At 54.1% G+C, this 13,224-nt stretch carries 10 protein-coding genes; 7 read left to right on the top strand and 3 right to left on the bottom strand.

Translation table 11 applies throughout. The features are described 5' to 3' along the window. Positions 1-6: 6 nt before the first annotated feature. The 3 genes from ACO54Z_RS07695 to glpK all read right to left on the bottom strand — a co-directional run bounded on the left by ACO54Z_RS07695 (position 7) and on the right by glpK (position 3,341). A complete protein-coding gene (locus ACO54Z_RS07695) occupies positions 7-897 on the bottom strand; it encodes a substrate-binding domain-containing protein (protein WP_485996485.1) in 891 nt (296 codons plus the stop codon). Positions 898-1,076: 179 nt separating this feature from the next. After that, on the bottom strand, positions 1,077-1,817 hold the full coding sequence (locus ACO54Z_RS07690; RefSeq protein WP_485996484.1) for an MIP/aquaporin family protein: 741 nt from the start codon (positions 1,815-1,817) through the stop codon (positions 1,077-1,079). 33 nt (positions 1,818-1,850) lie between these two features. Continuing rightward, positions 1,851-3,341 (bottom strand): glycerol kinase GlpK, encoded by a 1,491-nt coding sequence (gene glpK, locus ACO54Z_RS07685; protein WP_485996483.1) that lies wholly within the window; start codon positions 3,339-3,341, stop codon positions 1,851-1,853. A 252-nt stretch (positions 3,342-3,593) separates the two neighbouring features. On the opposite strand from glpK, the gene ACO54Z_RS07680 reads away from it, so the two are divergent. From ACO54Z_RS07680 to ACO54Z_RS07650, 7 genes are all read left to right on the top strand, one after another. Next, entirely contained in the window at positions 3,594-4,325 is a 732-nt protein-coding gene (locus tag ACO54Z_RS07680; RefSeq protein ID WP_485996482.1) for a uroporphyrinogen-III synthase, read from the top strand. Continuing rightward, a complete protein-coding gene (locus tag ACO54Z_RS07675; protein ID WP_485996481.1) occupies positions 4,318-5,574 on the top strand; it encodes a uroporphyrinogen-III C-methyltransferase in 1,257 nt (418 codons plus the stop codon). Before ACO54Z_RS07680 ends, ACO54Z_RS07675 begins: the two co-directional genes overlap by 8 nt. 3 nt (positions 5,575-5,577) lie before the next feature. After that, positions 5,578-6,873 (top strand): heme biosynthesis HemY N-terminal domain-containing protein, encoded by a 1,296-nt coding sequence (locus ACO54Z_RS07670; RefSeq protein WP_485996480.1) that lies wholly within the window; start codon positions 5,578-5,580, stop codon positions 6,871-6,873. Positions 6,874-7,368: 495 nt separating this feature from the next. Beyond that, positions 7,369-8,613 (top strand): hypothetical protein, encoded by a 1,245-nt coding sequence (locus ACO54Z_RS07665; protein ID WP_485996479.1) that lies wholly within the window; start codon positions 7,369-7,371, stop codon positions 8,611-8,613. Then, positions 8,610-9,707 (top strand): AI-2E family transporter, encoded by a 1,098-nt coding sequence (locus ACO54Z_RS07660; protein WP_485996478.1) that lies wholly within the window; start codon positions 8,610-8,612, stop codon positions 9,705-9,707. The genes ACO54Z_RS07665 and ACO54Z_RS07660 overlap by 4 nt, the downstream gene beginning before the upstream one ends. A gap of 524 nt (positions 9,708-10,231) precedes the next feature. Continuing rightward, positions 10,232-11,224, top strand: coding sequence for a hypothetical protein (locus ACO54Z_RS07655; protein WP_485996477.1), 993 nt, complete (start codon positions 10,232-10,234; stop codon positions 11,222-11,224). Positions 11,225-11,237: 13 nt separating this feature from the next. Continuing rightward, the coding region (locus ACO54Z_RS07650) for a hypothetical protein (RefSeq protein WP_485996476.1) at positions 11,238-13,224 on the top strand (1,987 nt) is incomplete at its 3' end.

Here is a 13,224-nt window from a genome sequence, read left to right as displayed (position 1 = left end):
GGCTGCTTACTCTTTGCCGGTGTACACACCCGGTTCGATCGGCTGCTGCGCCGGAACTTTCTCGCCCTTCATCACCGCAACCGCCGTATCTACCGCCTGTTTGCCCATCTGGTCAGGGAACTGACGGATAACGCCGACCATGACCGGATCGCTATCGACGGCGTCGCGCGCTTCCTTCATACCGTCAAAACCGATGACCTTCACCTTGTCTTGCAGGTTTGCGGATTTCACCGCAACGGCGGCCGCCAGCGCGGCATCGTCGCCAAAGCCGAAAATGCCGTCGATATCCGGGTTGGCTTGCAGCATATTCTGTGCGGCGGCAAGCGCTTCGGCACGGGTAATGCCGGTCTGTTCGGCGACAATTTTCACATCAGGATGCGATTCCAGCGCTTTCTTGAAGCCGTCAATACGCGAGACGACAGATTGCACCGTCGGATAATTGATAATGGCGACCTCGCCCTTGTTGTTCAGCACCTTCGCCATCAGCTCGCCCGCTTTCTCGCCGCCCTTGTAGTTGTCGGTGCCGACGTAAGACAGCACTTCAATGCCCTCGGCGGGAATGTCCACGGTGATGACCTTGATGCCCGCATCCTGCGCCTTCTTGATGGCAGGCAGCACGCCCTTGCTGTCAACCGGCGAGATGACCAGCACATTGACGCCCTTGACGATCATGTCTTCAATATCAGCCAGCTGCTTGCTCAAATCCTGGTTGGCGATGGCGACTTCCAGCGGCACATTCTGCGCCTTCGCCTCGGCCTTCATCGCATCTGCCAGCTCGATGTAAAACGGGTGCTGCTGCGTCAAAAGCGAGGCGCCAATGCCGTCCGCCCAGGCACCGCCCGCGGTGCAGGCGAGCAAGGTGGCGACGGCGAGCGTTTTCAGTTTCAGAGATTTCATGAGATTGCCTTGTGTGTGGATTTTTGGGGATATGCACGGGAATGTGTGGATAGGCGTGCATGGATGTTAATGTAGCGCCAATTTCATGAGGATGCCAGCGGAAAATGAACGTGGCGCCGCCTTTTTTGCACCGCAAAAAAACCGCCCCGGAGGGCGGTTTTTTCGTGAGTCCAACGCGGTTACATCAACGCGTTGTAAAGCCAGGCGGCAAGGGCGCCACCGGCGAGCGGGCCGAGTACCGGCACCCAGCTGTAAGACCAGTCGGCGTCGGTGCGCAGCGGCAGCATGGAGAGGACGAAGCGCGGGCCGAGGTCGCGCGCCGGGTTGATGGCGTAGCCGGTGGTCGCGCCGAGCGAGAGGCCAATCGCCCAGATGAGGACGGCGACCGGCAGTCCGCCGATGGAGCCGAGGCCGACCGGGGTGGCGCTGGTTTCGCCCGGCAGGGTCAGGCTGGCGCCGTTGCCGATGATGTAGAAGAGGACGAAGACGAGGACGAAGGTGCCGACGAGCTCGCTGATGAAGTTCACCGGGTAGTTGCGGATGGCGGGGTAGGTGCAGAAGCAGGCGCGTTTGGCGTCTTCGTCCAGCGTCACCGCGAAGTGGTCAAAGAAGAAGATCCAGACGAGGAAGGCGCCGATGATTGCGCCGATGAATTGTCCGGCGATGTAGGAAGGCACCGCGCTCCAGGGCAGTGAGCCGTGGATGGCGAAGCCGAGGGTGACGGCGGGGTTCAGGTGCGCGCCGCTGACCGGGCCGGCGACGAGGACGCCGATATAGACGGCGAAGGCCCATCCGGTGGCGATGACCATCCAGCCCGCCGGGCCGGATTTGGTGTCTTTGAGGCAGCAGCTGGCGACGACGCCGTTACCGAGCAGGATGAGCAGCGCGGTGCCGATGATTTCTGCGGTTAATACGTTCATGGGTTTTCCTTGGTTTTTGAGGGTGGGGGAGGGTTATTCTTCAATCCAGTGGCGCGAGGCGTTTACCGCCTTGTGCCAGTAGTGCAGCATCTCGCGGACGCGCTCCGGCGGCAGTTGCGGGGTGAAGGTTTTGTCGATTTTCCACTGTTTGCGGATGCTGTCGATGTCTTCCCAGTAGCCGGTGGCAAGCCCGGCGAGGTAGGCGGCGCCGAGCGCGGTGGTTTCGACGGTTTTCGGGCGGACGATGTTGAAGCCGAAGATGTCCGCCTGCGTTTGCATGAGGTAGTCGCTCATGCTCGCGCCTCCATCGACGCGCAGTTCGCGCGTTTGCGCTCCGGCGTCGGCTTCCATCGCCTTGACGATGTCATAGACCTGGAAGGCGATGCCTTCGAGGGTAGCGCGGGCGAGGTGGCCGTCGGTGGTGCCACGGGTGATGCCGAAGAATGCGCCGCGCGCGTAGGAATCCCAGTAGGGTGCGCCGAGACCGGTCAGCGCCGGGACGAAATAGACGCCGCCGTTGTCATCCACCGTCGCGGCGAGCGTGTTGATATCGGCAGAGGTGCGGATGATGCGCGCGCCATCGCGCAGCCATTGCACCGCCGCGCCGCCGACGAAAACCCCGCCTTCCAGCGCGTAAGTCGTCTTGCCGCCGACCTTCCAGGCGATGGTGGTGAGCAGGTTGTTTTTGCTGGTGACGGCCTCGTCGCCAGTGTTCATCAAGAGGAAGCAGCCGGTGCCGTAAGTGTTCTTCAGCATGCCCTTCTCGGTGCAGAGCTGGCCGAAGAGCGCCGCCTGCTGGTCGCCCGCGATGCCGGCAATCGGCACGGGGTGCTCCAGATAGCGGTTGGACACCGTGCCATAGACTTCGCTGCTGGCGCGCACCTCCGGCAGCATACTGCGCGGGATGTCAAACAGCGCGAGCAGCTCGTCGTCCCAGTCCAGCGTGTGGATGTTGTAGAGCATGGTGCGGCTGGCGTTGCTGGGGTCGGTGACAAACACCTTGCCTTTGGTGAGGTTCCAGATGAGCCAGGTATCGACCGTGCCGAAGCAGAGCTCGCCGCGCTCCGCCCGCTTGCGCGCGTTTTCGACGTTATCAAGAATCCACTTGACCTTGGTCGCGGAAAAATAGGCGTCAATAATCAGTCCGGTCTTGCCGCGAATCCAGTCGCGCTTGTCGTGCAGGCTGTCGCAATATTTCGCGGTGCGGCGGTCTTGCCAGACGATGGCGTTATGCACCGGCTCGCCGGTGGCGCGGTCCCAGACGATGGTGGTTTCGCGCTGGTTGGTGACGCCAATCGCGGCGAGATCCTTAGCTTCCAGCCCGGATTTGGCGAGCGCTTCGGTGAGCACCGCAATCTGCGAACCCCAAATCTCCTTGGCGTCATGCTCAACCCAGCCCGGCGTCGGGAAATACTGGGTAAACGGCTTCTGCGCGACGCTGATGGTCTCGCCGTGGCGGTTAAAAATAATCGCCCGCGACGAGGTCGTCCCCTGGTCTAGCGACATGATGAACTGGTTTGACATAAGCAATCCTCATCTGGAAAACAGAAATACGCCGAAAACCGCAAAAGATTGCGCAATTTTCAACATTTGGAAAAATAAAATTTTTGCTCCCGCTGTGCAAGCGGCAAAGCACATGGCAGCCTTATCTGATTGAATAAAAAAGCGTTAAATATGATGGCTGAGGGAATGAATAGTCAGAACAGGGAGCTGTTCCAGCACCGGCGTGAAATCCTCATTAAAATTTGCCACCACCATCACCGGAGAAACCTCCGCATGAAAGCACTCACCCACTGCACCGTCCTCTACACCCGCGACGCCGCCCATTACCCCGCCTTCCGCGACCGCATTGCCGACCTGGGCGGCATCACCTTGCACCTGCCGCTGATGGCGACCCGCGCCCGGTCGCTTTCTGCTGCCGAACGCACCATACTCGACCACAGCGACACCCTCATATTCACTAGCGCCGCCGCCGTCCGCCATCTACGAGAACAATGCCCACTGCGCGGCCAGCAAACCGTCGCCATTGGCGAGGCGACCGCCGCCGCGCTACCGCAACCGCCGGACATTACCGCGCCCGCACCGTACAACAGCGAAGCGCTGCTTGCCCATTGGCACCCCCGCGAGACGCACATCGCCCTCATCGCCGCTCCCGGCGGACGCCCGTATCTCGCCGAAATCCTCAGCCAAAACAATACCGTTCACACCCTCTATCCCTACAGCCGCTACAACCCGACCGCGTGCTGGCCGGAGGCGCTGCCGCTGCCGGACATCATCACCATTGCCAGCCAGCAAACCCTCGATAACCTCCTCGCAATAATCCCGCAAGAAAAACGGAAACTGATACAATACCGCGCCTGCATCGCCGCCCTTAGCGCAAGAGTGGCGCAATACGCGGAAAAACAAGGCTTTCAGCACATTATTGCCGCCGAAAATGCCAGCGAAACCCGGCAAATCGCAGCCATTTGCCATTGGTGGAAACAAACCCAGGAGCAACGCCATGACTGAAGAAAAACAATCTGAAAATCAGCACGAAGTACGCGATGACAGCACTTACAGCGACTACACGCCACCCGCCCCGAAAAGCGGACGCGGCCTGGCCATACTGGCGCTGCTGGTGAGCGTCGCCGTTGCCGGAGGCGGCGCCTACACCCTCAAACAATTTTCCGAAACCTATAGCGACACCGTGGCACAAGTCGCCCTGCAAATGCAGACCCAAGAATCCGCCCAACAAAACTACGCCAGCAACAGCCAGGTTGACGACCTCGCGCTGCGCCTCAACAACCTGGAAAAACAAACCCAGGCGCTGAACAACCTCGACAGCACCATTGACGCCGCCGTCGCCGCCCGCCAAACCAGCGACGAACAAATCGCCGCCATCGTTGCCGCCAACAGCATCAGCCGCGAGCAGGCCGAAAGCCTCATCAAACAGGAACTGGCGACCTTCGCCCAGGGCGAGACCAAAATTGACCTCAGCAAAGAAATCGCCGCCGTACAAAGCAGCGAAGCCGCCGCCAAAGCCGCCGTCCAGCAAATCGACGAAAAGCGCGTCCTCATCGAACACGCACTGGCACAAAACAACAGCAGCGCCAACCCCTACCCGCTGATTAACGCCCTGAAAATGGCACAAATCGCCGCCAACGACGGCAACTACAGCGCCGCCAAAGCCTACCTTGACCAGGCGGGTGCAACCTTCACCCTCTTCAACCTTGGCCAAAGCAACTACGCCGCCTACCAGGATGAACTGACCAAGCTGCGTACCCAGTACGCCGTCCTCGCCGCCCAGGCGACTCCGGCTGCGCAAATCGACGCCATCATCGCTACCCTGCCCGCCTGGCCGTACAAAAACGTTGACCCCGTCAACCTGCTCGCACCCAAAGAAGACGCCCAAGCTGCCGACTGGAAAGACCGCTTGAAAGGTGTCGGACAGAACATCCTCGCCAAAACCGTCACCGTTACCAAAATTGACGATGCTGGACTCACCTGGATACAAACCAACGAAGCGCTGCAAATCATCCTCAAAGAAAACCTGCGCCTTGACCTCGCCTACGCGCGCAACGCCCTGCAACTGCACGACCAGGCCGCCTATGCCGCGACTGCTGACCGCCTGCACGGCGAAATCGAACGCCTCTTTGACAGCAGTAACAACAACGTCGCCGCCGCCCTTGCCACGCTGGAACAACTCAAAACCAGCAACAGCAACGCTCCGGACATCGCCGCGCTGACCGAAAAACTCGAACAGGCCGCCAAGGAGTAAGCCATGCGCATCATCCTCGTCCTCCTCATCCTCTGCCTCTGCGCCTTCATCGGCTACGCGGTCAACCTCATCCCGCTGCGCGTCTTCTTCAAGGCAGGCAGCCACTACGCCGAAACCTCGCTTATCGTCTGGTTGCTGCTCTCGCTTGTCGCCAGCATTATCCTCTACTGGGTGCTGAAACTGCTCTGCTGCCTCTGGCACAGCCCGCAAATCTTAAGCCGCAACAGCGCTGTGCGCCGCCAGCACAAAGCCGACCGCCTGCTGAAAAGCGGCATGAGTGCGCTGCTTGCCGGACACTACAGCCGCGCTGAACGCGACCTCGACCGTGGTGGCAAACTCGCCGAAAGCCTCGGCCAGGATGCCGTTATCTACTTTGAAAACGCCGCCATCGCCGCCGACCGCCAAAATGCCAAAGACCGCCGCGACCACTACCTGCTGCGCGCCCGCCAGGACGCCCGCACCAACCAGGGTGGCACCTTGGCGCGCATCACCGAAGCCGAAATCCACATCGACAACGGCAACTACGAACAAGCGGCCAAACTGCTGGAAAAACTGCACGCCGAAGAGCCGCGCAACAGCAAAATTGCCGCGTTGCTGAGCGCCGCCTACAGCGGCCAACAAAACTGGGCAAAAGCTTGGGAACTGCTGCCCGCGCTGCGCCCGCACCTCAACGAGGCCGACTTTGCCGCCAAACAAAAAAACTGCGCCAAAGGCCTGCTGCACGACACCGCCGCCCGCGAAAGCGTCGCCGAACTCGAAGCTGCGTGGAAACACCTGCCGGGCGAACTGCGCCGCGACAAAGACCTCGTCCTCCAATACGCGGGCGCGCTGGTCGAAAACGACCACCCTGAAGAAGCCGAAAAACTGCTCGCGGGCGAAATCCGGCAAACACAAGACCTCGAATACATCCAGGCCTACAGCCAACTGCGCCGTGCCGACTTCCGCGCTCAACTGGAACACATGAAGCAATGGGAGAGCAAACACGCCAACGACGCCATCTTCCTCTACGCCAAGGCGCTGATTGCCTACAAGGCAAAGGACTTGGACACCGCACTCGCCGCCATCGAAGAAGCGGTCAAACGCAGCCAGACCAAAGAAGCCTTCGCCCTCTACGCGCAAATTCTGGAAGCGAAAAACCGACCTGAAGCCGCGCTGGTCGCCTACCGGCAAAGCGTCGCGCCGCTGCACCCTGAACAGGCACTGGACGGCGACCTGCTGCCCGCCCCGGAAACCGGAGCGGCAACGCCGCCGCCCCCGGCAGAAATCGCCAAACCGGACGAAAACAACCAACCGTCCTGACCCGCGCAAACACACCCGCCTTGGCGGGTGTGTTGCTATTTGTACCTTGCAGCGTGTAGGGTGGGGCTTGCCCCACCGCCAACAAAACCAGTCATGGGGGCATAAACGCAGGTCGGCCATTTATGGCCGACAAAAATGCCGGGGTGGTGTCCCGAAAGATGCGCCGACACCAACAGCGCGGCAAAACCAGTCGTTGCCAATAATCCCGCCGGTTCGCCCCCTCCCTCGCAGGGTGCGTCAGCACCCGCAGCGGGGGAGGGCTGGGGTGGGGGTGGCCGCCCATGATGCAACCGCCAATACCCTGTAGGCATAGCCGTAGGTTGGTCTCATGGCCGACAAAACCGGTCATGCGTTCGCCGCTTTCGACCAATCATTAGCCGCAGAAACCATCATGCCCCAATCACCCCTTGCCCATTCCGGCCCGAATTTGCCAACCCGCATACCCGTGGCTGGGGTGGCACGCATATCATTGAATGGTTTGCCACCCAAGCCTGGGTGACAACCGGTTTTGTCCTTTTGCTCATGCTCTTGCACAACTATCGCGGTGCGCCGTCCATCCTGCTGGATTACTGCTGGCTGTGGCTGCCGCCGTATCTGTATTACGGTATTTCTTTCGTGAAAGGCGATATCCGTTTCTATTATTACGGCACATTGCCGCCGCCCTGTGTGGTATGCGACCCGCAAGGGCTGACCATTTACCGCGCCAAACGCATTCGCTATCAATGGCGCTGGCAACAATTAAAAAGCGTTCGCCGTCATGGCATTTTGAAAACGCTGCGCATTGAAAGCCAAGACGGCGCGGTGCTGGATTATCGTCACAAACGATTGGAGCGCGAATACGACACTTATGCGCAGATTGAGCGGGTTGCGCAAGATTATTTGCGCGGAATGGCGCCGTCATTGCCACCGTCGGCACCGCCCGGTTTGGATTACCGCTGCCATAGCGCGCGTCTGGCGACAGGGCGTTTCGCCAGCTTGAGTTGCGGAAGCCCGTTTGCCTTTTTAGTTCTGCTTTTCCTGGGCAAGAGCATGAATCCGTGGGCGTATGGCGCGGCAGTGCCGCTGCTGTTGCAGCTTTTTTATGTTGTCGCCATGACTTTGATTATTGCGGCTATTGGTGCGCTGGTTATTTTTATCGTGCGGGCATACCGTGCCTATTTTTATCCGCCGGAGAAAAAATTATTGGTGCATATAAATTGCCACGGCATTTATTTTTTCCGTGGCAAAAACAGCAAGCGTACCCTGTATTGGCAAGATTTACGCGCCGCCCGCGCCGAATCCATTCCCAGTGGCAAAGGCGGCAGCGCTTATTACCTCGCCATCCATGACCGCCTTGACCATGAATATTGGATTTATATCGGGTTGCCGCAGGCCAAACAGCGCAGCGAAGAAATAGCCGCAATTATCAATGCCGTACTTGCCGAAAAGCCGCTCCCCAATATCATGCCAGCCGTGGCAGATAAACCCGTCAGGCGGACAATGTACGGGCTCTTTTGGCTGAATGCTGTTTTCACACTGCTGATAATGTGCCTGTTTTTCCTGATGAACGGGAAAGCCTTGCCGGAAACGACGCGCCATTTTTTTGCAATATTTTTTATGGCACTATTGCTTGTATCCCTGTGCACGCACTTAATCTGTATCCTGTTTGCCGACGAAGGCTGGCCCGCCGAAAATCCCGCCCCCGACCCGGCGCAATCCCTTAAAATTGCTGCCCGCATTCATCCGCAAAAACCCTCATGAACACCTCCACAAAATCCCTCTGGGCGCCCTTCGCCCGCTTCCTCGCCAATCCCTCGCTGGTCGCGCTGGTCGCCTTCGGCATCAGCCTCATTGCCATCTTCTATTTCCTCGGCGAATGGCTGCTGCCGGTCATCATCTCCATCGCGCTCGCCTACCTGCTCGAAGGCGTCGTCGGCAAGCTGGAGCGCATCGGCGTGCGCCGCGGCATCGCCGTCGCCCTCGTCTATTTCATCTTCATCGCCGCCATCCTCTACCTCACCATCGTGCTGCTGCCCGCCATCATCGACCAGGCGAAACTGCTCATCGGCGCGCTGCCCGACTACTTCCAGCGCACCCAGGAATACATCCTGCTGCTGCCGCACAAATTCCCCACCGCCTTCAGCGAGAGCGGCGTGCAAAGCCTGCTGGACAGCCTTAACGGCGAAATCGCCAACTTCAGCAAATCGCTTTCCGGCAAGCTGTTTTACTCGGTCTTCGTCATCATCAAGGTGCTGGTGTACATCATCCTCGTGCCGCTGCTCATCTTCTTCTTTTTGAAGGACAAAAAGCTCATCATGGGCTGGCTTGGCCGCTTTTTGCCGAAACGGCGCGAAATCATCCAGGACGTCTGGTACGAAGTGGATATCCAGATTGGCAACTATATTCGCGGCAAATTCAGCGAAATCCTCGTCGTCTGGCTGCTGACCTTCATCCCGCTGCACATTTTCAACCTGCAATACAGCCTGCTGCTCAGCTTCATGGTCGGCCTCTCCGTCCTCATCCCCTACATCGGTGCGACCGTCGTCACCATCCCGGTGCTGGTCGTCGCCTATATGCAATACGGCCTGACCGGCGATTTCTACTGGGTGGTCGGCCTCTACTTCGTCGTGCAAATCCTGGACGGCAACGTCATCGTGCCGCTGATATTCTCCGAAGCGGTGAACATCCACCCGGTCGCGCTGATTATCGCCGTGCTGGTCTTCGGCGGCCTGTGGGGCTTCTGGGGCATCTTCTTCGCTATCCCGCTTGCCACCGTGGTCAAGGCGGTGATGGAAGCCTGGCGTCGCTACCAGCAAAAAGGCGGCGACGAAGGCGAAGCGGAGACGACCGCCTGATTGCGCAAAACCAACCCCGAAAAACCCGCTGCGGCGGGTTTTTTATTGCCTGCAACCGCAAAAGTGGTCTCTACTTATAGCATCACGCCAAACCACCCTGATAGCGCTGCCAGACTGCACCTTCACCCCGGTGGGAACAGAAGAAAGCCGCGTCGCTGTAACCCGCTCGCGGAAAAACGCAAACCCCGGTTGGCACCCACTCACAAATCCTCAAAAAACCACACCAAACCGTTGCTATATTGTGAAGATGACGTAACAAACTGCCGCTTCCATACGCTCCACACAAAGTAAACAAACCCATTAAATACAAGTAACTGACCTATATTACGGCTACATAATCCGAAAACCACCTTTCATTAACCTTTTGCATTTAGCCTTGCCCGCTTTTCAAAAAATAGCTATCTTCGTTATCGGACAAACCAATCAGGGAAGACAGCGATGACAACCCGCAAACACCACCACCGCGCCACCCGGCGCAACGTAGAAGCAGAACACACCAGCAAATACTCCAAGGTAGAACAAATATGAAAGAAGAACCGCAAAACATCATGGAATGGATGATGTCAGAACGCCTTTATGAGGAATATCTGTTCTTCTATATATTGGTTATCTTGTTTTGGGTAGCAATCGGATTTTTTTGCTTTGGTTTCGAGGTTACGGGGCTTTCTGCGGCACAGAATTTGTTTCTGAATTTTATCCTCTTTCTGTTGCTTGCCACCTTAAGCGCGTTTCCTGCGTTTTGGTATGATTTAGTGTTTGGCAAAAATGCACGCTTAAACAAACGTACCCGTAATATCGACAAAAAATTGGCAGAAATTGCCGACGAGCAGAAACGCGAAGTAATCAAAAAATACCTTGCCCAAGACGGACAATTGCCGCCAAGAAGGCTGCAAAAATTCGCTTTGATTTTTCTTGGCTGGTGTATTCTGTTTGAGCTGTTTCTGGTTAATGCCTGGATCAAGGATATGCATTTAGTATGGCAACCGGACTGGGTTAATGGAGTTATTGATTGGATGAGAGATAATACTGCGGATTTTACAGTGAAGCCAATAAAAAAAGGGAAGATATTTTTAAGCAATATTAAAAGCAGCGATCTCTATTTAACTTTCTCTACTGGGCAAAATTTTTTCAATTCAGATATTGGGAATACGGTATTCTTTTTCGCCTTTTGGCGAGCGGCAAGTTTTTTCTTTATCTTGTATTCTCTTTGTGTATTATTGTGGCATCCAGTAACTTGGCTAGGATTAAGAAACCTAGATCCTAGAAATGCACATACAATAAGAAGATTTTTATTTTGTATTATTGTTCTATTGGCATCTGTTTTATTTTTTTTATTTTCCTCGTTTGGTGTTTTATTTATGGATATTTCGTATAAAGTTAAATTGGCAATGTTGTCTGGGAAAGAAGGATATTTAGGAGGGTTTTGGATAAATATTTTATTTGTTTTTATAATTTTGGGTTTAAATATACTCTTCTTTTGGTTTCATTTTTTTGCTGACTTTTTTCAACGGAGATAAATGGAGATAAATTATGGGTGACACAATTGATGAAATGGGTGGAATTACTAAATTTGCCATTGACACTGCACTCAAAGCAGCCAGAGATAATACTATAGGAGATCCTGGGTCTAAGGATACTTTATATCAAACATTGTCAATGATATTTAGCAATGTCAGTAAAGCAGGTATTATCCTACTAGGAGAAACTATTGTTAAACATTTTTATTTTAACGATAAAGATTTAAAACTCCTTAAACATTTGGAATCGGCTCATATCGAGCTAGCATCTCTTACGATGGAGAAGCAACAACAAATGTCAATGCTGGAGGCACTAAATGCGCATGAAAAAGCATATCCTAAAAAAATAAGTTACGAACCAATAAGAAAAATATTTAATAAAAATATAGATGATATTAAAAGAAGAATGTCCAAATATAATGCGCTTTTGGAGAGGTATAGCGTTAAAGTTGATGATGAACCGGCAAAAATATTAGATAAAATTATAGACAAAAGATATGGTCAATATTTCTTTAAAAAATTAGGCTCTTTCTTTGATTATGCTAATCTAATTAAAGCAATTCTTGCTGATATGGATCCTTCTAATCCTGAGTCAATAGTAGATTGGGCTGCTACTCTTGATAGTGCTATCATGGGAATGAGAAAGACCGTAAATGGATTTATTAAAGGAGAGACAGAACAACTAGGCATAATTAAAAAAATACCTTATTTATCTGCAAGAAGCCTAATTGCAAAGATGTCTAGGGGGGTAATAGCTGGCGTACTTACAGACCTATCTTTCAAAGCAGGGTATGCGTTGGGTGAATGGTTCTTTACTGAAGGTATTCAAAAACTAGGAGCGAGTAAGCCATTGTATGAAATGGAATGGTTTATTAACACTACAGACACCATTCTCCCCGTTTTGCTGAACGACCTTTCCGGCAACGAACTTGACAATGCCATGACGGTTCGTTTACTACTTACCAATACATTCCGAAATGAGGATAATGACATAATAGGATTAGATGATATTTCTTTCCTTTTCGGTAGTGATGAATACCGCGACATGGATTACCAAAAAGTGAAGCATGTTTATCAGGGGCTCTATAACCTTATGACTGGTAAGACAGAAAGGCTGCCCATAAATACCAGTCAGGAGTTCAAGGAACACCTGCAAAGCAAACAGATAATTGAATTGTTCAAACAGTATCGCGGCGCAAAGCTAATGCCATTAAATGGTTTTACGCCCGAATTTGTGTCCAGGCAAATTACTGAGCCGGATCCTATCGGCATTAGTTGGCGTTATGCTTTAAAAAACCTCAATTCTTTTGTTGTGGAAGATGCGTCGTTTTATACTGAAGCTCGCCTTGGAAAAGAACAGTTTGATTCGTTAAGGTTATTTGATATTCAAGATTCGGGTACTGCTTCCGGTATGACGAAAGAGTATATAGAACAGCGTTTCAATATGCTCAAGCAACTTCAGGAAGGAACGGACTCTTCTTTCCGCATATATAAAGATATTGCCAGCGGGGTATTTATAGAGCCTAAAGAACCTGATAATGAAGGATTTACTGCCCCAATTGATGATATTTATACATCCGTCATTTTTGGTACGGACGAGGCTGAAGACAAGGGAGAATTGACCGGAAAAGGAAAGGATGACTACATATTTGCCGGTGGCGGAAATGACGTATTAAATGGCGGCAAAGGTAGCGACTATCTTGAAGGTGGTCCTGGTCATGACATATATAAACTTTCTGTCAGCGATAAAGGCGTCGATACTATCTTCGATGCTGATAGCGATGGTGTTCTTGAAGTGGATGGCACCCTGCTCAGTCGTTTGGAATTTGTCGGTGCGCCCATGCCGTTTTCTCCGCCCATGAAGCTGCGCTGGACGCCTTTTCGTACCCGCGATGGTCAGTATCAGTTCCTCAAATATGATGATGATCAGTGGGAATTTTCCGTTAGAAATGCTTCCGGCAATTATCAGCCGCTGGCGCGTATTCGTCACTGGAAGGAAG

The organism is Cardiobacterium sp., assembly GCF_057314735.1.
Note: the sequence above shows the minus strand (reverse complement) of the source record. Positions and strands in the feature narration are given on the sequence as shown.